This window comes from Nonomuraea sp. CA-141351 (assembly GCF_050944675.1).
GTDB lineage: Bacteria > Actinomycetota > Actinomycetes > Streptosporangiales > Streptosporangiaceae > Nonomuraea.
This window is the reverse complement of record NZ_CP191982.1, coordinates 10,054,600-10,076,602: the sequence shown is the minus strand read 5'-3', so window position 1 is coordinate 10,076,602 and position 22,003 is coordinate 10,054,600. Positions and strand designations below refer to the sequence as shown.

22 protein-coding genes and 2 pseudogenes are annotated in these 22,003 nt (G+C 68.3%); 11 read left to right on the top strand and 13 right to left on the bottom strand.

Going from position 1 to position 22,003, the window contains the following annotated elements; genetic code table 11:
• Positions 1-4: 4 nt before the first annotated feature.
• From ACQPWU_RS47285 to ACQPWU_RS47270, 4 genes and pseudogenes are all read right to left on the bottom strand, one after another.
• Entirely contained in the window at positions 5-472 is a 468-nt protein-coding gene (locus tag ACQPWU_RS47285) for a cupin domain-containing protein (RefSeq protein WP_433432678.1), read from the bottom strand.
• 11 nt (positions 473-483) lie between these two features.
• Entirely contained in the window at positions 484-1,095 is a 612-nt protein-coding gene (locus ACQPWU_RS47280) for an alpha/beta fold hydrolase (protein WP_433432676.1), read from the bottom strand.
• A 32-nt stretch (positions 1,096-1,127) separates the two neighbouring features.
• Positions 1,128-1,394, bottom strand: a pseudogene (locus ACQPWU_RS47275) (alpha/beta fold hydrolase); the annotation flags it as partial.
• Positions 1,391-1,972: an isochorismatase family protein gene (locus ACQPWU_RS47270; protein WP_433432674.1), complete on the bottom strand. Its 582-nt coding sequence runs from the start codon at positions 1,970-1,972 to the stop codon at positions 1,391-1,393. The pseudogene ACQPWU_RS47275 and the gene ACQPWU_RS47270, both read right to left, overlap by 4 nt.
• 165 nt (positions 1,973-2,137) lie before the next feature.
• Between ACQPWU_RS47270 and ACQPWU_RS47265 the strand changes: the two genes are divergently transcribed.
• On the top strand, positions 2,138-2,635 hold the full coding sequence (locus tag ACQPWU_RS47265; protein ID WP_433432672.1) for a MarR family winged helix-turn-helix transcriptional regulator: 498 nt from the start codon (positions 2,138-2,140) through the stop codon (positions 2,633-2,635).
• Positions 2,636-2,809: 174 nt separating this feature from the next.
• On the opposite strand, the gene ACQPWU_RS47260 is transcribed toward ACQPWU_RS47265, so the two are convergent.
• Positions 2,810-3,226, bottom strand: a complete 417-nt coding sequence (locus ACQPWU_RS47260; RefSeq protein WP_433432670.1) for a Dabb family protein — start codon at positions 3,224-3,226, stop codon at positions 2,810-2,812.
• A gap of 68 nt (positions 3,227-3,294) precedes the next feature.
• A pseudogene (locus ACQPWU_RS47255) lies at positions 3,295-3,795 on the bottom strand (alkene reductase); the annotation flags it as partial.
• Positions 3,796-3,798: 3 nt separating this feature from the next.
• Here ACQPWU_RS47255 and ACQPWU_RS47250 point away from each other — a divergent pair.
• Positions 3,799-4,074, top strand: a complete 276-nt coding sequence (locus ACQPWU_RS47250) for a hypothetical protein (protein ID WP_433432669.1) — start codon at positions 3,799-3,801, stop codon at positions 4,072-4,074.
• A 102-nt stretch (positions 4,075-4,176) separates the two neighbouring features.
• Here the strand turns inward: ACQPWU_RS47250 and ACQPWU_RS47245 are convergent, their stop codons facing one another.
• A complete protein-coding gene (locus tag ACQPWU_RS47245) occupies positions 4,177-5,646 on the bottom strand; it encodes an aldehyde dehydrogenase family protein (protein WP_433432667.1) in 1,470 nt (489 codons plus the stop codon).
• A gap of 312 nt (positions 5,647-5,958) precedes the next feature.
• On the opposite strand from ACQPWU_RS47245, the gene ACQPWU_RS47240 reads away from it, so the two are divergent.
• Entirely contained in the window at positions 5,959-6,369 is a 411-nt protein-coding gene (locus ACQPWU_RS47240; protein ID WP_433432665.1) for an alcohol dehydrogenase catalytic domain-containing protein, read from the top strand.
• A gap of 50 nt (positions 6,370-6,419) precedes the next feature.
• Here ACQPWU_RS47240 and ACQPWU_RS47235 read toward each other — a convergent pair whose 3' ends face one another.
• Positions 6,420-7,514 (bottom strand): hypothetical protein, encoded by a 1,095-nt coding sequence (locus ACQPWU_RS47235; protein WP_433432663.1) that lies wholly within the window; start codon positions 7,512-7,514, stop codon positions 6,420-6,422.
• Between the two features lie 784 nt (positions 7,515-8,298).
• On the opposite strand from ACQPWU_RS47235, the gene ACQPWU_RS47230 reads away from it, so the two are divergent.
• Genes ACQPWU_RS47230 through ACQPWU_RS47215 form a run of 4 tightly spaced genes read left to right on the top strand, consistent with a single transcriptional unit; the run spans position 8,299 to position 12,016 of the window.
• Positions 8,299-9,255 (top strand): D-alanine--D-alanine ligase family protein, encoded by a 957-nt coding sequence (locus ACQPWU_RS47230; protein WP_433432661.1) that lies wholly within the window; start codon positions 8,299-8,301, stop codon positions 9,253-9,255.
• Positions 9,252-10,631 (top strand): UDP-N-acetylmuramoyl-tripeptide--D-alanyl-D-alanine ligase, encoded by a 1,380-nt coding sequence (locus tag ACQPWU_RS47225; RefSeq protein ID WP_433432659.1) that lies wholly within the window; start codon positions 9,252-9,254, stop codon positions 10,629-10,631. The genes ACQPWU_RS47230 and ACQPWU_RS47225 overlap by 4 nt, the downstream gene beginning before the upstream one ends.
• 54 nt (positions 10,632-10,685) lie before the next feature.
• Complete coding sequence (locus ACQPWU_RS47220) at positions 10,686-11,696, top strand: tyrosine-type recombinase/integrase (protein ID WP_433432657.1); 1,011 nt, start codon at positions 10,686-10,688, stop codon at positions 11,694-11,696.
• Positions 11,693-12,016, top strand: coding sequence for a helix-turn-helix domain-containing protein (locus ACQPWU_RS47215; RefSeq protein ID WP_433432655.1), 324 nt, complete (start codon positions 11,693-11,695; stop codon positions 12,014-12,016). The genes ACQPWU_RS47220 and ACQPWU_RS47215 overlap by 4 nt, the downstream gene beginning before the upstream one ends.
• Before the next feature lie 78 nt (positions 12,017-12,094).
• Here the strand turns inward: ACQPWU_RS47215 and ACQPWU_RS47210 are convergent, their stop codons facing one another.
• Positions 12,095-12,685: a helix-turn-helix domain-containing protein gene (locus ACQPWU_RS47210; protein WP_433432653.1), complete on the bottom strand. Its 591-nt coding sequence runs from the start codon at positions 12,683-12,685 to the stop codon at positions 12,095-12,097.
• A 234-nt stretch (positions 12,686-12,919) separates the two neighbouring features.
• On the opposite strand from ACQPWU_RS47210, the gene ACQPWU_RS47205 reads away from it, so the two are divergent.
• The 3 genes from ACQPWU_RS47205 (at position 12,920) to ACQPWU_RS47195 (ending at position 16,310) form a co-directional block, all read left to right on the top strand.
• On the top strand, positions 12,920-14,389 hold the full coding sequence (locus tag ACQPWU_RS47205; RefSeq protein ID WP_433432651.1) for an MFS transporter: 1,470 nt from the start codon (positions 12,920-12,922) through the stop codon (positions 14,387-14,389).
• Between the two features lie 30 nt (positions 14,390-14,419).
• Positions 14,420-15,241: a DUF1684 domain-containing protein gene (locus ACQPWU_RS47200; protein WP_433432650.1), complete on the top strand. Its 822-nt coding sequence runs from the start codon at positions 14,420-14,422 to the stop codon at positions 15,239-15,241.
• A 376-nt stretch (positions 15,242-15,617) separates the two neighbouring features.
• The gene (locus ACQPWU_RS47195; protein ID WP_433432648.1) at positions 15,618-16,310 is read left to right on the top strand and encodes an aspartate/glutamate racemase family protein; all 693 of its coding nucleotides are present in this window, start codon (positions 15,618-15,620) and stop codon (positions 16,308-16,310) included.
• A 7-nt stretch (positions 16,311-16,317) separates the two neighbouring features.
• Here the strand turns inward: ACQPWU_RS47195 and ACQPWU_RS47190 are convergent, their stop codons facing one another.
• From ACQPWU_RS47190 to ACQPWU_RS47180, 3 genes are all read right to left on the bottom strand, one after another.
• Positions 16,318-18,351, bottom strand: coding sequence for an ATP-binding protein (locus tag ACQPWU_RS47190; RefSeq protein WP_433432646.1), 2,034 nt, complete (start codon positions 18,349-18,351; stop codon positions 16,318-16,320).
• Between the two features lie 607 nt (positions 18,352-18,958).
• On the bottom strand, positions 18,959-20,125 hold the full coding sequence (locus ACQPWU_RS47185; RefSeq protein WP_433432644.1) for an epoxide hydrolase family protein: 1,167 nt from the start codon (positions 20,123-20,125) through the stop codon (positions 18,959-18,961).
• A 76-nt stretch (positions 20,126-20,201) separates the two neighbouring features.
• Complete coding sequence (locus ACQPWU_RS47180; RefSeq protein ID WP_433432643.1) at positions 20,202-20,624, bottom strand: Dabb family protein; 423 nt, start codon at positions 20,622-20,624, stop codon at positions 20,202-20,204.
• A 154-nt stretch (positions 20,625-20,778) separates the two neighbouring features.
• Here ACQPWU_RS47180 and ACQPWU_RS47175 point away from each other — a divergent pair, with 154 nt between their 5' ends.
• Positions 20,779-21,435: a TetR/AcrR family transcriptional regulator gene (locus tag ACQPWU_RS47175; RefSeq protein ID WP_433432641.1), complete on the top strand. Its 657-nt coding sequence runs from the start codon at positions 20,779-20,781 to the stop codon at positions 21,433-21,435.
• An 82-nt stretch (positions 21,436-21,517) separates the two neighbouring features.
• On the opposite strand, the gene ACQPWU_RS47170 is transcribed toward ACQPWU_RS47175, so the two are convergent.
• On the bottom strand, positions 21,518-21,712 hold the full coding sequence (locus ACQPWU_RS47170; protein ID WP_433445462.1) for a hypothetical protein: 195 nt from the start codon (positions 21,710-21,712) through the stop codon (positions 21,518-21,520).
• Positions 21,713-22,003: the final 291 nt, after the last annotated feature.

The window sequence follows — 22,003 nt, the reverse complement described above, 5'->3', positions numbered from 1 at the left end:
TTCCTTATCGGGGTGGGCCGACGGTGATCTGGCCGTAGGCGTCGGCCGCCGCGGCCAGCGCGTCCTTGGAGATCTCGAAGCCCTCGGGTCTCGGGGTGGAGGCGTCGCGTCCGGCCTGGCGGAACATGCCCTCGATGCCGGCAGGTGTGGCGATCAGGAGCAGGTCGGCGCGGTCGGAGGTGATGCGGTAGCCGTGCGGGATGTTGCGGGGCAGGTAGACGATGCCGCCCTCGGACAGCTCCAGCTCCTGCTCGCCGACCCAGAGCAGGGCGGTGCCTTTGATCAGCATGAAGACTTCGTCTTCGCTGGTGTGCAGGTGGAACGGCGGGGCCTCGCCCTTGGGGGCGTCGAATCGCCCGACGGTGAGTTGACCGCCGGTGGTGGCGGCGTCCAGCAGGACGGAGAAGGTGCTCCCGCCCAGCCATTCCAGCTTCTGTTGCTGCTCGGGCTGGGCCAGGTACGGAATGCTCATGATGTTCTTCCTCAGGTCAGGAAAGCGATCAGTTGCTGGGCGAAGTCTTCGGGGCGTTCGTCGGGGACGAAGTGCCCGCTGTCCTTGATGGCCGCCGCAGACAGGTGTGGTGCGATCGGGCGCAGGGCCTCGGCCAGCCGGTTGCCCGCGTTGTGCTCGCCGCCGACGGCCAGGACCGGCATCGGCAGGCCGGCTCCGCCCTCGGCCCAGGCCTGGTTGACCCGTCCGTCCTGCAGCAGGGTGCGGTAGTGGCCGAAGCTCGCGCGTAGAGCCTCCCGTCCGGTGTAGGAGGCGGTGATGGCGGTGATCTCCTCCGGCGGGAACGCGGCGGTCACGTGGGCCAGCCGGTTGAACCACCAGGTCAGGAAGGCGTGCTCGGTTCCGCCCAGGAGCAGTTCCGGCACTTCGGATGTCATGAACAGGCCGAAGTGGAAGGAGCCGCCCGTGGCGGGGTTCATCGCGCGTTCCAGTCCGAGTCCGGGCAGAGCCAGCTCGACAAGCGCGAGCCGCGCGACCTCCTGCGGATGGCGGCGGGCGTAGGCGAAGGCGACCATGCCGCCGATGTCATGCCCGACCAGGCGTACCTTGCCGGTGATGCCGAGCCGGTGCAGCAGGGCGCGCATGTCCTCGGCTGGGTGTCCTTGTCGTAGCCACCGGAGGCGCGGGTGCTGTCGCCGAGGCCGCGCAGATCGGGCGCGATGACCCGGTATCCGTGCTCGGCGAGGATCGGCATGACGTGCCGCCAGGCCCGCCAGGTCTGGGGCCAGCCGTGCAGCAGGAGCACCGGTGCGCCCGAGCCGCCGATCACCGCGTGCAGGGTGATGCCGTTGGCGGTGACGGTGGTGTGCTCGAACCCGTCGGGCACCGGGCCGCCGACCCGGCTCGAGACCGGGTCGGGCGCCGGGTCGTGTGGAGTGTTCATGACGTGGGGATGAGGGCGCCGACGATGGGGAGGAGCTTCTGGCCGGCCGGTGAGGACCAGCTGCGGGCCAGCTGCGTGAGGATCATGTTCGTCGAGGCGATCTCGGCGCCGGCCTTCTCCATGCGTCGCAGTGCGATGTCGTCGGCCGGCTTGGTCATCGATCCGCCGGCGTCGGCGATGACCTGGACGCGGTATCCCTGCTGGAGGGCGGTCAGGGTGGGGTAGACGGTGCAGACGTCGTTGGTGACGCCGGCGATGATCAGGTTGGGGCGGCCGGTGGCCTTGACCGCGGCGGCGAAGGCGGGGTCGTCCATGGCGTCGACCACGCCCGTGCGCTGGATGCGTTCCTCGAACTGCTTGGGGGCGATCTCGGCGATCTCGGGCAGCAGCGGCCCTTGCGCGTGATCTTCCAGCGAGGTGGTCAGGATCAGCGGCATGTCCAGCGCCACCGCGGCCTTGGCCAGCGCGAGCGCGTTGGCCTTGACCTCGTCATGGTCGGCCGAGCCTACCCAGCTCATGGTGCCGAGCTGGTGATCGATGAGCAGGATTGCCGTGTCATCGGGTGTGAACAGGACCATCGTGGTTCCTCTCTCAGTGCGGCGGTATCGCCGCGTGTCAGGGCGATGCGGCCAGCCGGGCCGTCATCGTGTGGCTAGCCACATAAAATCTACGCCCAGATTTACGTGGCTGGCAACATAAGTTAGAGTTCGAGGGACCGCCGCAGATCCGAGGAGGTCAACGCCGTGACGAACACGCAGCCACCACACGCTGCACGCGCCGGACACCTGAGCTTCGCCATCTTCGCGCTGGCGCGGGCCCACCGGGCGACCGCAGCGGCCATGCTCCGCGCCCTCGGCCTGCATCCCGGCCAGGAATTGCTACTGATGCAACTGTTCGAAAGGGACGGCCAGACACAGTCCGAGTTGCTGGACAGCGTCGGCCTGGACCACTCCACCGTGTCGAAATCACTGCGCCGTATGCAGGAAGCCGGCCTCGTCACCCGCCGGCCCAACGAGGACGACCGGCGGGCGCTCAACGTCTGGCTCACCGACCGCGGCCAGGCGATGCGCGAACCCATCGAGGCCATGTGGGCCACGCTGGAGGAGATATCCACTCGAGACCTGGACGAACAGGCGATCAGCTCATTCATCGTCACCGCTCGCACGATCGAAAATTCGGTCAATGACCGCGGCCGGAAGGAATCGAGCCGAACTTCCCGGGAAACGCAAGGCACTACTTGAACAGCGCCTTGGAGTACGCCCGCCCTGATCGTTATGGTGCCCTGGGGCGTTCTGCGGAACGCGCCGTTGTGCGTGCGGGGACCATGTGTGGCGAGTGGCCCCGCCACAGACGGTCCTTCCAAGACCCTCGGACATGGCTTGTCTGCGGTAAGGTCACCGGCCGTGGCTCAGCCGTCACTTGGCATGCGGCCCGGGGGCGCTGCTGCCGGTGTAGGAGTTCAGGTTGGACACGAGCTTGGCCAGAGCCGGGTCCTCGTCGTAGCGGCGCTGGTGCAGCGCGGCGATCTTCTCGGCGATCTGGGGGTCGGGGTCGTCGGTGATGTCGAAGGAGACGAACTTGTCGACCAGGGGGAGTCCGATCTCGTCGGTGTGGCGGTGGGAGGGGTGCTTGAGGTACGTCCAGTAGCCGTCGAGATCCTTGATGAGGTAGGTGGCGCCCCACTCGTACTCGCCGCCGATGTCGGGGCCGACCACGAACGAGATGACCGAGGGGATGACCCGGCCCTGGTTGCGCAGGCTCTCGACGGCCTCCTCGACCTTGTCGGCGGGCACGCCGGGCCGGAGGGTCATGCGGGTGATGTGGTAGATCATCAGATCTGCTCCTTTACTCGAGGGGATGGCTGGACCAGGCGTACGGTGGCGGCGATGACGCCTGCCGCACCCGCGAAGCCGGCGTCGATGGCGCGGCGCGCGGTCTCGGCGTACGACTGGACGTGGTCAGGCACTTCGGCCGTCGCCAGAGCACGCGGCGTCGGCGCGGCCTGCGGCCCGGTCGGGGTGAACACATCGCCGACGGCCGAGACAGCCGAAGGCGCGACCGGCTGCATACCGGTGGTGTCGGGATGTGAGACGCGTCCGCCGTGCATGATCTGGGCGAAGAACCGGCCGCCGTTGGCGTGCACGGCGTCGGTCACCTGGAGCCACGCGGCGGCCTGCTCATCGGTGTACAGGCCGGGCGTACCGGATTGGACTGCCCGACCAAGCTCGGCTGCACGCCCTCGCTCACGATCAGCCCGGCCGTCGCCCGCTGGGCGTAGTACGTCGCCATCGATGGCGTCGCCAGACCACCGGCGGCGGCCCCGGATCCGCGTCATCGGGGCCATCACCACCCGGTTGGGCAAGGTCAGATCACCGAGCTGATAGCTGCTGAAAAGGCTCATCGCATGAGACTCCTATCTCCGTGGTGCCCGGATCTCGGGCCGCATCGCAACACGCGTTTCGGGCCGGTGCGCAGCCGCACCATCGCCGAGCTGCTGCCTTGCGTCGTATTGCCCAGCCAGGAGAACTCCGACGCTGCGCTGGAGCGGATGACGCGGGAGTGCCAACGGCTCTCCCAGCACATCACCGACCTCATGCGCACGCGGGACGCCCTCGATGAGTTGATGGCCATGAACCGAGCGCATCGGGAGAGCCTGCTGACAGCAGCGGCCGCCAGCTGACTCACCCTGGCTGGTGGGTGAAGAAATACGACACTGTCGCTTGACCTGCTCACCGGACAGTGTTGCTGGAAGCAAAGGCGGGAGGCCCTGGGGCACAGAGTTCTATGCCAGTTGCGGGGCGGCGGTCGCGTACGTCTTGAGGTTCTGGAATTCGGCGATGGCCGCGGGCCCGCACAGGACGCCGTACCCGCTCTGCTTGAAGCCGCCCTGCTCGAAGTGTTCGGAGAGCACGCCCCAGGTGTTGATCCAGATTCCACCGAAGTGGAGGTTGCGTCCTACTCGGCGGGCCCGGATGTCGTTGCGGGTGAACACGGACGCGGCCAGGCCGAACTCCGTGGCGTTCGCCCGGTGAAGTGCGTCGGACTCATCGTCGAAGATCTCGAAGGTCTGGACCGGGCCGAACACCTCCTGCTGCACCAAGGGGACGTCGAGCCGTTCCACCTCAACCAGCGAAGGGCGGTAGAACGCGCCGCCGGCCATTTCGGGATCGGTGACGGCGCCGCCCCTGACGATGACCTTGGCGTAGGAGGCGGCCTCGGCGACGATGCGGTCGACCCTGGCGACGCCGGCCTTGTCGATCAGCGGCCCCAGCTGGCTGGAAGGATCTTCCGCGGGCCCGACCTTGACCGCCTCCAGCGCGGCGGCCAGCCGGGTACGCAGCTCATCGGCGATGCCGCGCTGAGCGAGCACCCGCGAGCCGGTGCAGCAGAACTGCCCGTTCATCAGGATGCAGCTCATCACCAGTTGCGGGACCACGATGTCCAGGTCGGCGTCGTCGAAGACGATCATCGGGGTCTTGCCGCCCAGTTCGAGGTTGACGCGCTTGAGCGTCGGCGCGGCCGCGGCGGCGATGGCGCGCCCGACGTGCGTGCTGCCGGTGTAGCTGAGCACATCGACGTCCGGCGACTCGACCAGGAACGGTGCCACCTCGTTGCCTGCCTCGGTGAGGATGTTGACCACACCCGCGGGCAGGGACTTGGTGGCGGCGACGGCCTCGGCGAACAGAGCGTTGGTCAGGGCGGTCTGCCCGGGCATCTTCACCACCGTCGTGCAGCCGGCGCCGATCGCCGGCCCGAGGGCACGGACCAGCAGGATCACCGGGGAGTTCCACGGTGCGATGATGCCGGCGACCCCCATCGCCTCAGGGGTCGAGTAAAAGTAGGTACCCGGCTGGGGTTCGCCGGCTCGGCCGGCGATCTGGGTGAGCGCGGAGGCGGCGCTGTAGCGCAGCCAGTCGACGGAGAGCGACACCTCCCAGGTCGTCTGCGCGAGCAGCTTGCCGTTCTCCCAGGCCAGAGTACGGCCCATGTCAGGGACGCGTTCGGCGAGCCGGTCGGCCAGTTCGTTGAGTGCCTGGGCTCGCAGCGACGCGTTGCGGGACCAGTCGGTGGTGTCGAAGGCGGTGCGTGCGGCGGCGATCGCGGCTTGCGCCTCGGCGCGGCCCGCTGAGACATACGTGCCGACGACGTCACCGGTAGAGGGGTTGATCGACTCGTGCAGGGAGCCGGCGTCACTCCACTGTCCGTTGATCAGATTACGAGCGGCTATGGAGAGGCTGACGGTGGTCGACATGGTCGTCCTTCCGGTGCGAACTGAGCGGCTCTGCTGGCGCGTCCACCGTCGATCGGCGCAACGGCCGCAGCCGATGCAAGCTGCGACGGCAGGACTCGTGGTATCACCCTCACCGCGGGCTGGCGCTGTTCGCATCGGCGACGATCGCCTATTAGTGCTTCGGCGGGGATCGCCTAGTCTTGGGCGGAAAGCGATGTTGGCGGACACGGGTTGACGCCCGCGGGGGGGAACCGGACGATGCTTCGAGGTCGACGCGCCGAGCGTGAGGTCGTCGAACGGTTACTCGCCCAGGCGCGGGACGGACGCAGCGGCGTGCTGGTGGTGCGTGGGGAGGCCGGCATCTTGAACCCGGGTCACGTCCGCCTGACAATCGAGGCCTGTGGCGTCTGCCGTTCGGACGCGGCTTTCGTCGGCGCTGCCTTCCCCAACGTGCCGTTCCCGCTGGTGACCGGGCACGAGATCGCCGGACGCGTCGACGCGGTCGGCGACGATGTCGAAGGCTGGCAGGTTGGCGACCGGCTGGCCGTCAACGCGCTGACGGCCTGCGGAACGGACGCCGGGGACGAGACCGTCGCCTGGCACGTGGCGGCCCGCCCGTCCACGACATCTTCCGTGCCGCCGCGCCGCACATCACTCTGCGCCGCCGTGCTAACCGCCGAAGGCCTCGCCGCGCTCAAGAAGGCCGTGATTTCGCCACTCTCCCGAGCGGAAGTGGGCCACTAGGTAAGTGAGGTGCACGTTGATCCGGGGTGAGAACGGCGTCGGCACCTGTCTCAGGACAAGGTCTGCTGCAAGAAGTAGACGATCAGTGAGGCCAGGATGCCCAGGACGTACTGCAGGATTGCCGCCGTCCTGATCGGCAGCGTGCGCAGCGTACCGAAGTGGGCGTACGCCTTGAGGTCCTCCTCGGACCAGCCCACGCGGGCAAGGGCGTCGGACGGACTACCGGCAGGCGCCATCAGCGGCGAGATCACCTCGTCGAGGTGGCGGCGCACCATCCGGGACAACGTCACGTACGGCTGGACGCCCACGTACAGGGCGATCCCGGCGGCCAGTACCGGGAAGCCGAGCAGGAAGGCGTCGAGGTAGGGCCCGGAGTTCTGGGAGGCCAGTACGATCGCTGCGGCCTCAATGCTGACGACGCCCAGCGCCATGGCGGCTGAGACCAACGCGTAGCAGTGGCACAGCCGCACGATCGCGGACGTGCCGGCGGGGTCGATCCACGCCAGGCGGAGCTGCGTGTACGTGCGCAGGCGCAGAGGCAGGTCGGCCACCGTAATGAGCCAGTAGAGCGTGTTGCCGCCGAGGAAACCCATCCAGCAGTTATGCAGATAGACGGCCGCGTTCGGCTCGATGGCGTCGCCGGGTTGCAGTGCGGTGAGCACCAGCATCATCGTCGAGACGGCGGCTCCGGCGAACGCGGACAGGAGCTGGCCGGACACTCTCATCCACCGGTGGAGCCAGCCGATCAGCTTTTCCCTCTCCGGCGAGTCGGCGACCAGGTCGCCGAGCGGTGCGACGAGTTTCTCGGCATGCCTCCAGGCGCCCCAGGCCAGGGCGAGCATGGCTGCGCAGACGACCGTCGTCGACATGATGTACACGGTGGTCGGCACGTTGTCGAAGGCCTGATCGGGCGCCACGAACACGAGCGCCAGATCGGCGAGGTAGGGCCAGGAGGCCATCGCCAGCACGGACACGCTCGCGGTGAACCAGTTGACCCGGGCGCCAGGCAGGAGCGCCGCCATACGCCGGGCGAGAGACACGATCATGGCGCGGCGGTAGCCCTGTTCCAGGGTCTCGGCGAGGCGATCAGCAAAACCGGGAACGACCCCGTCGGCCCGATCGGCTAGAACCGGGCTTTCCACCATCTCACCGGCCATGTTATGCCCTGCGGCGAAGAGCTACCGTGATCACTCCGCCCTCCAGCATCGCCCGCCGGCGGTCAGGGCCTTGCAAATGGATATCCTCATGACCTCTTCTGGGAATTCCGGAAATGATCTACTGGCGAGTAGTCTTCCCCACGCCGGTGACCATTCGACAGTCCATTCGGTGCCCATTTCCTGCCCACGACGCCATCAGCAGTCGTTCGCATCGTGGACCCCGGGCAGGGGCGCTGGACTTAGATATTCGACTGGCGCCACCTGTGGACGACCGCCCCCCCAGGGCGCCGGGCTGTGGAAGTGGACCCTATCAAAGGCGGAGTCGACCAGCCGGTGGGTGTCGTCGCCGTCAACGACGACCGAGGTACCCGCCCCTACATCTTCGGCCTCGTCCAAGGAGAATTGCAGCTGTACTCGTGGGGCGGCCCGTCTCCGGTGCCGCCCCGCATTCCGTTGATCGTGCTCGGTGCTGGTCAGCCAGGAGGTCGGCCGCCGCGTCGACGTCAGCGACGGTAGGGCCACGGCGCAATCAAGCTCCTGCCCGGTGAACAGCGTCATCGAGCGGTTCGAGCCGGGCAGGAGGGCGGCGTGCTCACTTACGCGGCCACCCGAGCGCGGCCCACAGCGGGTGCTCGTCGGCCAGGAACTGGACAGCGAATGGTCTGGGAACTGGTCAGGCGAAAGGCCGATACTCGGCAGGCTCGTCCTGCAATGACGTACACCGTGCCGCTGGCGGCACTTGGCCTGTGCTACTGAGGAAGGCTGATTGATCGTGACTGAACGCGTGCGCGTGGCTGTGCTGGCGGGTGGGCCGTCCGCCGAGCATGAGGTGTCGCTGCAGTCGGCGCGGGCTGTGCTCGATGCTCTGCCGAGGGATCTGTACGAGCCCGTCGCCGTCATCATCGACCGGCAGGGCAGGTGGCCGGTGGAGTTGCGACGCGATCTGGTGGACGTGGTCTTTCCCGTGCTGCACGGGCCGTTCGGTGAGGACGGCGTCGTTCAGGGTCATTTGGAGGCGTTGGGCATCCCGTACGTGGGCTGCGGCGTCCTGGCCTCGGCAGTGGGCATGGACAAGGTGGCGATGCGGCGCACGTTCCTGGCGGAGGACATTCCCCTCACCCCGCATGTGTGGTTCACCGAGCATGAATGGCGTACCACCACCGACCACTGGGGTCTGGTGAAGTCGCTCGACTGGCCGATGTACGTCAAGCCGGCCAACATGGGCTCCTCCATCGGCATCTCACGTGTCACCTCCATGCAGGAGTTGCGCGCGGGTGTGGAGCTGGCGTTGGGCTACGACCGGGTGGTCGTCGTCGAGCAGGGCGTGAGCGCGCGCGAGCTCATCTGTGGCGTGCTCGGTGGCTATGACACGCCGGATGTGTCGGTGCCGGGCGAGCTCATCGTGCCCGGTGACTGGCTCGACTATGAGGCCAAGTATCTCAGCCGGGCCGAGATCGCCACCATCCCTGCCGTGCTGCCGGAACGGGTGGCCGAGGAGGTGCGTGAGCTGGCCCTGCGCGTCTTCCGGGCGATCGGTGGCTATGGCCTGGCGCGTGTCGACTTCCTCTATGAGCAGGACACGGGACGCCTGTACGTGCTGGAGATCAACACCATGCCCGGTTTCACCTCCCGTTCGGTCTACGCCAGGGCCTGGGCCGCAAGCGGTGTCGCGTACCCGGACCTGCTGGGCCGCCTCATCGACCTCGCCTTCGCCAGGAGCGGTTCATGATCCCCATGACGCTGAAGGAGATCGCGCGGGTCGTCGGCGCGAGCCTGTCTGACGTGCGCGACCCGCAGGCGCTGGTGACGGCGCCCTCGGCGGTCGACTCCCGCGAGGTGGTGCCCGGTGGCCTGTTCGCCGCGACGGTCGGCGCCAACGTCGACGGGCACGACTACGCGGCCGGCGCCGTCGCGGGGGGCGCCGTCGCGGTGCTGGCCGCAAGGCCCGTCGGGGTGCCCGCCCTCGTGGTCGAGGACGTCCAGCTCGCGCTCGGCCTGCTGGCCAGGCATGTGCTGGAACGCCTCAGCCCGACCGTGATCGGCCTGACCGGGTCCGTGGGCAAGACCACGACCAAGGACCTGCTGGCCCAGGTGCTCGAGCGGCACGCGCCGACGGTCGCCACCGACAGGTCGTTCAACAACGAGCTCGGGCTGCCGCTGACCGTGCTGCGTGCCGATGCCGGCACCCGGTACCTGGTGCTGGAGATGGGTGCGGGCCGCAAGGGGGATCTGAGGTATCTGACCGGGCTGGCACCGCCCCAGGTCGGGCTGGTGCTCAATGTCGGCACCGCGCATGTGGAGCGGATGGGAGGCGGGCCGGCCGATGTGGCCGAGGCCAAGGGCGAGCTGGTCGAGGCGCTTGCGGCGGACGGGTTCGCGCTGCTCAACGCCGATGACCCGTACGTCATGGGCATGGTCGGTCGCACCCAGGCCCCGATCCTGTTGTACGGCAGGTCGGCGAAGGCGGCGGTGCGAGCCGAGGACGTGCGGCTGGACGAGCGCGCGCGAGCCGCGTTCGAGCTGGTGACGCCCTCCGGCCGCGCCCGGGTCGAGCTCGGCCTCATAGGCGAGCATCAGGTGAGCAACGCCCTGGCCGCCGCCGCCGTCGCCACCGCACTCGGCCTGGGCGTCGCCGAGATCGCCGATGGGCTGAACGCCGCACGGCGGCGCTCCGCGGGCCGGCTGGAGATCGTCGAACGACCTGACGGCATCACCATCGTCAACGACGCCTACAACGCCAACCCCGAATCCATGCGGGCCGGGCTGCGGGCGGCCAAGGCCCTGGCCGGCACCCGTCGTACCGTCGCCGTGCTCGGCGCGATGGGCCAGCAGGGGGACGCCTCCCGCGCCCGGCACGCGGAGATGGGCCGGCTCGTCGCCGACCTCCGCTTCGACGTGCTGATCGCGGTCGGAGCAGGGGATCCGCTCGCGATGGCCGAGGCAGCGCAGTCCTCGAACCAGGGCGTGGCCGTCCATACCGTCGAGGACGCGGCCGCCGCCCTCAGGCTGGCCACCGCACTGCTCGAACCGGGAGACGTGGTGCTCGTCAAAGCCTCCAGCGAGATCGGGCTCAGCACCTGCGCCCGTGCGCTGGCCGGCGCCTGACCGCCGGCGCATCGCCGAGGGGCACATACGTCCGATGCGAGATCCGGGGAGCAGATGGAGAGTAGTGCCGCTGAGCTGAGCGAAGCGGACGCCGTCTTCGAGGCGATGCTGGAAGGGTGGTCGCGACAGCAGGGCGGCACCGGGCGGCTCCAGCCGACAACGCTCATCTTCCGGGAGAAGGCGGTGCGCCGGTTCGCCACGTTCGCCGCCGCCTACCCGTGGCAGTGGTCACCCGAGCACGTCGACAGGTGGATCACTCACCTGAGGGAACGGCGCAGAGCACAGTCGACGGTGCGCCGCTATCAGACCGCGCTCCGGCTCTTCTGTGACTACGTCACCTCGCCACACCATGGGTGGCTGCTGGAGTGCGAGGCTCGCTTCGGCAGAGCCCCCGCGCAGGTCTTCCATGACTGGAACACGGACGTGCACCTCGTCGGCCATCACGGCGACCCGGCGCGCCGGCCGATGACCCGCGAGGAGATCCAGATCTTCCTCGATCATGCCGACGACCAGGTCGAGGTGGCCCTGCGCCAGGGCCACAAAGGGGCGCTGACCCGCTACCGGGACGCCACCGTCTTCAAGGTCATGTACGCCTGGGGGCTGCGCTGCTCGGAGGCGTCCTGTTTGGACGTATCCGATTTCCACCCCCATGCCGACGCGCTGGAGCTGGGCCGGTTCGGCTCCCTACGCGTCACATCCGGCAGGCCGATCAGAGGCCTTCCGCCACAGCGGCGAACAGTTGTCAGTCTGATGCCGTGGGCGGTGGAGGCGGTCCAGGACTATCTGGACCACATCCGGCCTCGATACCGCGGCAACCACGAGCCCGCGCTCTGGCTGACCGAGCGGGGCAGCCGCTTGGGGATCAGGGAGATCGAGGATCGGTTCGCGGCCTACCGGGACGCGCTCAACCTGGACAAGGCGTTGACGCCGCACTGCATGCGCAGCGCGTACATGGCCCATCTCCTTGAGGACGGCGCCGATCTGGCGTTCGTCCAGAAGCAGGTCGGGCATCGCCTCGCCGCGACGACCGCGACCTGCGTCCGTTCGGCGGAGGCAACGGCGTGACGGCGGCGTTCGACTATCGCTGGCATCTCCGCGCCGTCATGGCCGGCCGCGGCATGTACGCCACCACCGACCTACGACCGCTCCTGGCCGAACGGGGTTTCCAGCTGTCGCAGAGCCAGGTCTACCGGCTGGTTGCCGAGCGGCCGGAACGGCTGAATCTGCGCCTGCTGATGGCCCTGCTGGACATTCTCGACTGCACGATAGAGGACCTGATCGAGCCGGTCCAGAACACGGAGGGCCGGGAGGCGGCCGAGCGACGTTCCGGTGCGGAGACCCGGTTCGGCTCGCGGCCGACTCGGGCGCGCGTCCTGCCCGAATGAGGGGAACCGCTTCGGCTTAGGGTCGCGGATGTATTCGCGTTGTGCGCCTGCTCGATGGCCTCGGGGAGGCCCCGCGCGTCAGCCGCCGTTCGGGCGCGGCCGGGCACGTACGTGAGCGCGTTCCCCCTGGGGCCCGAACAGGATGAGCACCTCGACCGGCGTGGCCCCGGCGTTCCCCATCCAGTGCGGGACATGCGTGTCGAACTCGGCCACTTCACCAGGCGCCAGGATGAGGTCCTGGCCACCGAGCACAAGCCGTAGCCGGCCGCTGAGCACGTAGAGCCACTCGTAGCCTTCATGGCGCTGCGGATCGGGCTCTGTAGGGCCCGTCGCACCGGGAATGATCAGCTTGTACGCCTGAGTGCCGCCCGCCCTGTGGGTCAGCCGGATGTACGTCATGCCGTGGCGCTGGATCGGCCGCAGGTGGACGCGCGGGTCGCCGGTCTGCGGTGCCCCGATGAGCTCCTCCAATGGCATGCCGTGGGCCCTGGCCAGCGGGAGGAGGAGTTCGAGGTTCGGCCGCCGCCCGCCGCTCTCCAGGCGCGACAGGGTGCTCTCCGAAATGCCGGTCTCCGCGGCCAGGTCGGCCAAAGTCAGGCCGCGATGGCGGCGCATCCGCCGAAGCCTCGGCCCCAGGGCCGTCAGCGCGGCGTCGAGATCGTCGTCCACAGTGGCCATCCTTGCTGGTTCGGCAACGGGGAACGCAAGCGCCGGACGCGGGTCCACGTCCAGCCATGGCGTCAACCGTCCACGGATGCGCTCGAATTCCCCCGGGGCGTCTCTTGCCGGGTCGGCAATTTTTCGTGCGTCCGTGTCCGGGGCCGACGCAGACTCGCAGCCGTGCGACGCCGGCCAGGCGCCGAACACAGTCAGCACTGGCCACAGTCAGAAGGGACGCTTACGGTGAGCACCCAACCCCTCCAGAGCACCGGCCACGATCCGGGCGACGACCGCGTCGTCCCGCCGGGTCAACGGCTGGCGGCGAGCGGCGACCACCTACCCTCCGCACAGCGGCTGCGTTACCCGGCGGTCATCGTGTTGTGCCTCACCCAGCTCATCCTGGTGATCGACAACAGCGTGGTGAACGTCGCGTTGCCGCAGATCCGGCACGCGCTGGGCTTCTCGGCGACCGGCCTGTCCTGGGTGGTCACCTCCTACGCCCTGGTTTTCGGCGGGCTGGTGCTGCTCAGCGGCAAGGTGGGGTCGATCATCGGCCCGCGGCGCGCGTTGCTGATCGGCGTGTCGATCTTCACCGTCGCCTCGGCGCTGGGCGGCGTGGCCACGACGCCGGCCATGCTCATCGCCGCCCGCGTCCTGCAAGGTCTGGGAGCGGCGCTCGCCGCCCCGAGCACGCTAGTGCTGCTGATGTCGATCACCAGGCCGGGGCCCCAGCGCAGCCGGGCGATGACCGTGTTCGTGCTGGCCATCAGCATCGGCGCCGCGCTCGGTCTGCTCCTCGGCGGGCTGCTGACCACGTCACTGGGCTGGGAATGGGTCATGTTCGTCAACATCCCCATCGGCTTGGTCGTCCTCGTCGGGGTACGCTTGCTGGTGCCGGAGGCACCCCGCGCGCCGGCCCGCCTGGACGTCGGCGGGGCCGTCGCGTCCGCGACCGGCATGACCGCCCTCGTCTACGGCCTCATCAACTCCGAGTCGCAGGGCTGGGCCAGCCCGCCGATCCTCGTCTCGTTCGCGCTGGCGATCGCCGGGCTGCTCGCCCTGGTCCTCATCGAACGGCGCCACGCCGCCCCGGTCGTGCCGCTGGGGTTCTTCACGAGAATGCGCAGCGCAGCCCCCCTGCTGGCCATGATGCTGATCCCGGCGGGCCAGGCCGGTTTTCTCTACTTCGCCGCGTTGTTCACCCAGAACGCCCTGGGCTTCACCCCGCTCCAGACGGGGTTGTCCGTTCTGCCCTTCAGCGCCGCGCTGCTCGTCATGAACATCCTGACCAGCCGCATGGTGACGCGACACGGGGAGCGGATCGTCGGCTCGCTCGGGATGTTCGGCCTGCTCACCGGGCTGTTGTGGATGTCGCGGATCGACGCCGCCGACACCTTCGCCAGCGGACTTCTCGGGCCGTTCGTCCTGCTTGGCCTCGGCGCGGGGCTGACCATCGCGCCACTCACCGCCGTCATCATGCACCAGGCGCCTGCGGCCCATCTCGGTGCCGCCTCCAGCCTCAACCAGGCCATGCAGCAGCTCGGCGGCGCGCTCGGCCTGGCCATGATGACCACCGTGTACGGCAGCGCCGCCGCGGGCGGAGCCGGCGAGGCGGGGGCGATCGCCACAGCCCTCACCGCCGGGGTCGTCTTCCCCCTGCTCGCCCTGACCCTCTTCGCCACGTGGGCCCGCCCCACCACGACCACGCACTGACCGACAAATACAAGAAAACGGAGAACCACGATGAGCGACGCCCACGTTCCCACCAGCCCGATCATCGGCAGCGACACCAGACCGCAGGAGTTCACACGCGCCTGGCAGCAGTGGAGGGCCGGCTGGGAGCAATGGCTCACCCAGCCCCTGGGCTGGCTGGCCGCCACCTCGCACGAATGGCTCGACGACACGCCGCGGCACTATCCCGGGCTGCCCGGCCGGTGGTGGCAGCAGGGGGACGCCATCCACATCGATCCGCAGGGCACCCCCATGGCGTTCGGCGAGGAAACCTTCACCGCCGAACGCCGGTTCACCCTCGCCGGCGCCCCCGACGACCTCCGGGTCACCGTGGGCGAACGGGAGGTGGGCATCACCTACCGGGGCACGTACCTGATCGTGACCTACGATCCGAACTCACCGCCACGACGCGACTTCGACGGCGTGCCCGTCTACGAGCCCAGCCCGCGATGGGTGTTCCCGGGCCGCCTCGAACGCTACGACTCGCCCACCTCCGTGACGCTCGACTCCGTCGACTGGAGCGCCCACACCCACGAAACGCCCGGCCTGGTGCACTTCGAGTACGCGGGCACCGAGCACACCCTCCAGGTGCTCAGCTCACACGGAATGCTGCTCACGGTCTTCACCGACGCCACCAGCGGCGTCACCACCTACGGGGCCGGCCGCTCCCTGGACATCCCCAACCCGGACAGCGAGGGCAATGTGATGCTCGACTTCAACCGCACCGTCAACCTGCCTTGCGCGTTCAGCGAGCACTTCCCCATCTGCCCACTGCCGCCGTCGACCAACCGGCTCCCCTTCGCGATCGAGGCCGGAGAGAAGATACCCCACTGAGCAACTCAGCGCGTGAGCGAACGGCACGCACACGACCCTCTACGCCGCCCGGCGTATCCGGGGCGGCCGCGCCCAGTCGGCCAGGACAAGCACAGAGCACCGCGCCGGCGGGGATGCCGGAATCGCTGACAAAGTCGGGCTGTCTGCGTAGCGCCGAACAGCCGGCGGCCTTCCGGGCAGTGCGCGATGCCTGCGGCGAGGATTGAGTGCGCCGGCACGTGATGGATCGGCCGGCGCTGGAAGAGGATCTCGCCGCGGTGTGGGCGGAGCAGGCCCGAGATTTTCGTGCATCCCGGACGACTGAACAGCTTTTGGTCTCCGAAATGAGCAGGCACTCCGTCTAGCCTGCCAGCACAAGCTGGCGAAACGGAGTTCCATGCGTACTATCGGTCTCATCGGCGGGTTGAGCTGGGAATCGACGGTGATCTACTACCAGATCATCAACCAGCGGGTACGCGAGCGACTCGGCGGTAGCCATTCCGCCGACAGTCTCATCTGGTCGGTCGACTACACGACCGTCGAGGACCTCATCTTCGCCGACCGCTGGGACGAGGTGAGCACGCTGCTGGCCGGCGCTGGCAAAAAACTGGAGGATCTCGGCGCCGAGGTCCTGCTCATCTGCAGCAACACCTTCAGCCGGGTGAGCGACGACGTGGCGCGGGTCGCGAGCGTGCCCGTGCTGCACATCGCCGACGCCGTGGGCGCGGAGGTCCGCGCCAGGGGGATGCGCAAGGTCGGTCTGCTGGGCACCAGCTTCACCATGGAGCAGCCCTTCTACCGGGATCGGCTGGCCGCCCACGGCTTCGACGTGGTCGTCCCGCGACGCGAGCAGCGGGAACTGGTCCATCGGGTGATCTTCGACGAGCTGGTGCGCGGGGTGATCCGGGAATCGTCCAGGGACGCGTACGCCCGGATAGTCGCCGATCTCGCCGACGACGGCGCCGAAGGCGTCATCCTCGGCTGCACGGAGATCGAGCTGTTGATCAGTGAGAAGGACACCGCCATCCCGGTGCTGCCGAGCGCCCGGCTGCACGCGGAGGCAGCGGCCGGCTTCGCGCTGGCCGACTGACGACAGTTCACGACGCGGTGGTGCCGTACAGCTCCCGGTGCCACAGGTCGGCGCAGATGCGTTCGATGCCGGCCGTCAGGTGGCGGCGGTAGGTGGTGAAAGGCAGACCGAGTTGTTCGGCGGCCAGTTCCTGGGTGGGCGTGCCGTGCAGGAACGTGACGGACAGCGCCCGGTGGAGCTTGATCGAGCGCGGATCCTCGCGCAGGTCGTCGATCGCCTGGCGGAGCAGGTCACCCAGTGCCGTGGCCGGGTCCCGCCCGGCCGGGTCCTGCCTGGCCCGCTCGGCGATCAGCCGGGTGCGCGTCAGCGGGGATGTGGCCAGCGCGCCTGGCCGTGTCAGCTGGCGCAGCGCCTTGCGGACCGCCTCGGCGAACTCGGTCTGGGACAGCACCGCCAGTTCCTCCGTCGCGGCATCCGGGCCGTCGGCAGAACCGGCTACGAGTTGCTGGTTCATCTGCTCCAGCCACGCCTGCGCCGGGACCGCGCGCCAGTCATGAACGAACAGGGTGTAGGCGTCGTCCCTCAACCGCGGCTGCTCGCAGATCTCACGCATCCCGTAATGCCGTAACCGCTCCACCCACGCGTGGTCCGGCCGCCGTATCGCGATATACGACCATGCCATCCGCTCGGCCCGCAGACAATTGCCGATCATTCGCCACTGGATCAAATCCATCACCGACGAATTCCTGCGATACTGCGGCAGCGCCCATAGCCGGCTGACCGCCAGATGCTCACCGGCGCGCAACGGCGTGGTAGCGCGCGCATGCGCCCACGCCGCGGCCACGACGGGATCGGCCGCCAGCTCTTCCTCATCGAGCTCGGCCAGACGCAGCCACGTGGAGAAGGCCACAGGCTCGCCGGTTTCGGTCCGTCGATACAGGCGGAACGCCTCCGGCTGACGTTCGGCCCAGAAGGCGGCGCGGGCAGCGGAGGCCGCGCCCTCCGCTGCCGTCGCCACCCGGACCAGCGTGCCGACGTCCTCCTGGCCCAGCAGCTCTTCCTGGAACTCGCCCTCGTCGCGGCAGCGATGGAAATCGGTCAGTGCCTCGTTGCCGCGATGCAGGTAGAGCAGTGCCGCCACCGCGCCGAGCACGTCCGCATCGCTCGCCGTGCGCACCTTGTCCGCCAGATGCGCATGAATGCGGTCGTGCATCACCGCATACCCCTCGGGATCCCGCCAGCGCAGGTCCGCCTCCAGCAGCTCCCGCACCACGTCATGCGGAAAGAGCCCGAGACTGCACGACTCCACGAACGGCAGCCGCCGCAACCACCTGAACAACGTCCCGGCGTCCTGCGGCAAGGCCGCCCGCAGCAGAGCCTCCGTCGTCATGTGCGCATGCGCGCAGATCTCCAGAGCATGCCGATGCGCCGCCGACGGCAGCTCGCCCACCAGCTGATCCAGCAACGTGGCCACCACGTCCTGATTCGGCATCCATCGCCTGCTGGCCGCGCCGTCCTTCACCGCCACGGCCGCCCCCAGCAACAAGGCCAGCGGATGACCACCGGCAAACGCCAGCAGCGGCTCGCGCAACTCGGCCGGCACCCCGCAGGAGTCCATCAGGGCCTGCGCGTCTTGGGCCGGCAGGTCCCGCAGCGCCAGCACCTCCAACGCCCCCGCCCACCCCGGATCAGCCTGCCACCGCATGTCCGGCGCGTATCGCCCCGCGATCACCACCAGCGCCCCCATGGGCACCCGCGGCAGGAACCGGTCGCGCAGCCATCCCTCCAAGCCCTGAATGCGTTCGAAGTTGTCGACCAGCAGCACCGCGTCCGCATCACGAAACACCAACTCGGCCTCGGCCCCGAACGCCGCCGGTGACGGCTCCAACGTGCGCCCGTCCACCGCCGACACCGACCGCCCCGCCACCGCGGCCACGTGCGCGAATCGCCGCAACAAGGCCGACTTCCCGATACCGCCGGGACCGTGCACGTACAGAACGCTGCAGCCGCCGCCGTACAACGCCGCGTTGAAAATCGCGACCTCTTCCTCCCGCCCCACAAACGCCAGCTCGCGCGCCGCTTCCAGGCGCGATCCCAGCAACCCGGACTTATTGCTACTCCCCGATGACATATCCCTAATCTCTCTCCGAACACCCGGCAGATACCGCTGTCAAGTGCCGGTCCGACCTCTCGGACACGCCGGTCGGATCGTCAGCGAACCATCCATCTGGTTCGGCTAGTCAGCCAAGAATTTAACAGGACGCACCATGGCGCTTCACCATGTTGCTCTCCCGAAACTATGAAAGGGCCACGAGTCGTGACGATACCCCCCGCTATCCACCACGGGTACAGCAGGCTGTACTTTCGCACATTTGCTGCAGAGTAAAACGAGAAATCAACCCATTCAATGCACGAATCATTCATCTAATGAATTCGGCGTTCCGGCGCGCACCCCATCCGACCGAAAATGAGCGAAGCCCCTTCCGAGTCGCGACGCACTAGAGCAACGGAACCTCCACGCTGTACCGAATCAACACTTGGCTGCTCGAGATCTCCCAGGGATTGCGAACGGCACGCTGCCTTGATGCGGCGGCGATCGACGACGCGCTGGGCCTGTTCGCGCTGCTGAGGCCGCGCTCGGCGCGGCCTCCGGTGGCAAGCGGGTACTGGCCGCGGTGCAGAAGCGCCCTCGGCCTGGCCGTCGGGGTTCAGGCATCGAATGGAGGGGCTGAAAGGAGAGAGGGACGGTGGGCGCGGAAGAACTCGATGATGTCGTGGGCCAACAGGTCGGGTTCTTCGTGGGCGGCGAAGTGTCCGCCGCGGGGCATGAGCGTGTAGCGCGTGAGGTTGTAGGTGCGCTCGGCCCAGCTCCGTGGGGGCCGGCTCAGGTCGGCGGGGAACACGGCAAGGGCTGTGGGCACGCTCACCCGCTCCACGCGTCTGGTCAGGCCGTGGGCGTACTCGTAGTAGGGCCTGAAGGAGGTGGAGATCGTGCCGGTGAACCAGTAGAGGGAGGCCTGGGTGAGGATGAAGTCGTCGCTGAAGCGCGAGGACAGGTCGCCTCCGCAGTCGCTCCACGCACGGTACTTCTCGACGAGCCAGGCGAGCAGGCCGGCGGGCGAGTCGGCCAGGCCGTAAGCCAGGGTGAGGGGACGGGTGCTCTGCTGGTGCTGGTATCCGCCCTCCTGCGACTCCCAGGCTGCCACGGAGGCGAGGTGGGCCTGCTCCTGCGGGGTGAGGCCGTCCGGGTCGTAGTCGGCCGGGGCTGCCACGGCCAGCAGGTGGATGCCGGCCAGCGCCTCGGGGTGGGCCTCGGCGAGCCGTGAGGTGACGCCGGCGCCCAGGTCTCCGCCGTGCGCCGCGTACCGCTCGAAGCCCAGTTCGTCGCGCATCAGCCGGTGCCAGAGGTCGTGTGTCTGCACCGCATCGGTGAGCGTGGGCCGCTGGGGTGAGAAAGCGAATCCGGGCAGTGAGGGAACGATCACGGTGAAGGCGTCCTCGGCTGCTCCTCCGTACCGGGATGGGGTGGCCAACCGGTCGGCGAGGGTGATGAGCTCGAGGAAGGAGCTGGGCCAGCCGTGCGTGAGGATGATCGGCAGCGCGTCCGGGTGCTCGCCGTCGAAGCGAAGGTAGTGAACCGGTGTTCCGTCGAGGTTCGCGAGATGTGACGGTAGGGCGTTGATGGCGGCTTCGTGGGCTCGCCAGTCGTAACCGGAGGCCCAGTACGCGGCGAGGCGGCGCAGTTCCACGGTGTCGGTACCGGCCTCCCAGCCGTTCAGCGGCCAGGGCTGGGGCCATCGCGTGGCCTCCAACCGAGCGCGGAGCTCGTTCAGTTCTGCGTCACTGACCGTGATCATGGGTGTGTTGCTCGGCATGGAGTTCTCCTGGGTGTGCTGTGGGTGCCGGCTACGTCGCCCTCACTGCGGCCGCTTGTCTCGCGCCGATGCCGGCTCATCTGGGCGTGGAGTCGTCGTCGGGTACACCGCTGCCTTCATAGGAGCCGAGGTTCTCGATCAGGTCGAAGACTTCGGGGTGGTCGGTGAATCGGTCGCGGTGCACTTGGGCGATCTTGTCGCCGATCTCGGGGTCGGGGTCGTCGGTGAGGTCCAGTGAGGCCATGTTGGCCGCGAGTGGCAGGCCGATAGCGTCGATCTGGAGGTGCAGCGGGTCGTACATGTAGGTGCGGTAGGCGTCGATGTCCTTGAGCGCGTACATGGCGCCGTAGTGGAACTCGCCGCCGAAGTCACGGCCGACCATGAAGAACTCGACGACGTCGAGCTTGTCGCCGAGCGTGCGCAACAGGTCGAGCGCGTGCTGGACCTGGTCCTCGGGAGCGTCGGGCTTCAGGGCGATGCGGATCTGGTGGTAGATCATGGCGGTTCTCCTTCGAACGGAAGTTGGTACAACGAGTTGTTGCGTTGAGGACTCTAGGTTCTGCTTCCTCTTAACACAACTCGCTGTTGCCTTAATTCCTGGCTTAATGCACCCGCAAGTTGTACTAGGATGGGCGTGGCTCTAACTTGGCCGTATGGCAGGAGAACCGCTGCAAGACGTTCAGCATCTGCACGCCGACGCGGCGACGGTTCGGCCGGGCGGACGGACGGCGCGCGTGCGCGAAGCCGTCATCGATGCCACCATCGCGGAGTTGAGCGAGGTCGGCTACGCCGCGCTGCGCGTCGATGCGGTGGCCGAGCGCGCGGGCGTCAACAAGACGACGATCTACCGCCGATGGGGCAACAAGGTCGGCCTGGTGTCCACCGCCCTCATTGAGCGCCGTGGTCAGTTGGTGCCGCCCGCCGACACCGGCAGCCTGCGCGGGGATCTCATCGAGCTGCTCAATGAGATCCGGCTCGGCCTCAACGTCCCCTGGGTCGTCGCGCTGCAGCGCGAAGCCGGCCCGCGCACCGCCGCGAACGCCGACCTGTACGAACTCCTCGACAGGTTCTGGCCGGCCCGGTTCAAGGTCTCAGGAGTCATCTTCGAGCGCGCCATCGAACGCGGCGAACTACCCGCCGACACCGACCCGGACTTCCTGCTGGAGATGATCTCTGGGCCGCTCTACTTCCACTGGCTCATGCTCGGCCACCCGCTGGACGACGACTTCCTCGAGCGGGTGGCCGACTTCATCCTCCATGGCGCACAGGCCAGACCACCGGGCGCAGGGGTGTCGGAGAGCGGCATGTAGCCATGCATGCCGCCTCGCTCGAAGTGTTCGGAGAGCACGCCCCAGGTGTTGATCCAGATTCCACCGAAGTGGAGGTTGCGTCCTACGCGGCGGCCCATGGCAGAGACGCGTTCGGCGAGCCGGTCGGCCAGTTCGTTGAGTGCCCAGGCTCGCAGCGACGTGTTGCGTAACCAGTCGTGGTGTCGAACGCGGTGCGTGCGGCGGCGATCGCGGCTTGCGCCTCGGCGCGGCCCGCTGAGACGTAGGTGCCGACGACTTCGCCGGTGGAGGGGTTGATCGACTCGTGCAGGGAGCCGGCGTCACTCCAGTGTCATTGGTCCGATTACGGGTGGCTATGGAAGGGCTGCTGACGGTGGTGGTCGACATGGTCGTCCTTCCGGTGACAACCGAGCGGCTCTGCTTGCCGCGTCCACCGTCGATCGGCGCAACGGCCGCAGCCGGTGCAACCTGCGACGGCAGGACTCGCGGTATCACCCTCACCGCGGGCTGATGCTGTTCGCATCGGCGACAATCGCCTATTAGTGCTTCGGCGGCAATCGCCTAGTCTTGGGCGGAAAGCGATGTTGGC

What these genes read in the sequence shown, in the direction of transcription:
- ACQPWU_RS47285 (WP_433432678.1), bottom strand. Translation starts at nt 472, where the DNA reads ATGAGCATTCCGTACCTGGCCCAGCCCGAGCAGCAACAGAAGCTGGAA.
- ACQPWU_RS47280 (WP_433432676.1), bottom strand. Translation starts at nt 1,095, where the DNA reads ATGCGCGCCCTGCTGCACCGGCTCGGCATCACCGGCAAGGTACGCCTG.
- ACQPWU_RS47270 (WP_433432674.1), bottom strand. Translation starts at nt 1,972, where the DNA reads ATGGTCCTGTTCACACCCGATGACACGGCAATCCTGCTCATCGATCAC.
- ACQPWU_RS47260 (WP_433432670.1), bottom strand. Translation starts at nt 3,226, where the DNA reads ATGATCTACCACATCACCCGCATGACCCTCCGGCCCGGCGTGCCCGCC.
- ACQPWU_RS47250 (WP_433432669.1), top strand. Translation starts at nt 3,799, where the DNA reads ATGAGACTCCTATCTCCGTGGTGCCCGGATCTCGGGCCGCATCGCAAC.
- ACQPWU_RS47245 (WP_433432667.1), bottom strand. Translation starts at nt 5,646, where the DNA reads ATGTCGACCACCGTCAGCCTCTCCATAGCCGCTCGTAATCTGATCAAC.
- ACQPWU_RS47235 (WP_433432663.1), bottom strand. Translation starts at nt 7,514, where the DNA reads ATGGTGGAAAGCCCGGTTCTAGCCGATCGGGCCGACGGGGTCGTTCCC.
- ACQPWU_RS47225 (WP_433432659.1), top strand. Translation starts at nt 9,252, where the DNA reads ATGATCCCCATGACGCTGAAGGAGATCGCGCGGGTCGTCGGCGCGAGC.
- ACQPWU_RS47220 (WP_433432657.1), top strand. Translation starts at nt 10,686, where the DNA reads ATGGAGAGTAGTGCCGCTGAGCTGAGCGAAGCGGACGCCGTCTTCGAG.
- ACQPWU_RS47200 (WP_433432650.1), top strand. Translation starts at nt 14,420, where the DNA reads ATGAGCGACGCCCACGTTCCCACCAGCCCGATCATCGGCAGCGACACC.
- ACQPWU_RS47195 (WP_433432648.1), top strand. Translation starts at nt 15,618, where the DNA reads ATGCGTACTATCGGTCTCATCGGCGGGTTGAGCTGGGAATCGACGGTG.
- ACQPWU_RS47185 (WP_433432644.1), bottom strand. Translation starts at nt 20,125, where the DNA reads ATGCCGAGCAACACACCCATGATCACGGTCAGTGACGCAGAACTGAAC.
- ACQPWU_RS47180 (WP_433432643.1), bottom strand. Translation starts at nt 20,624, where the DNA reads ATGATCTACCACCAGATCCGCATCGCCCTGAAGCCCGACGCTCCCGAG.
- ACQPWU_RS47175 (WP_433432641.1), top strand. Translation starts at nt 20,779, where the DNA reads ATGGCAGGAGAACCGCTGCAAGACGTTCAGCATCTGCACGCCGACGCG.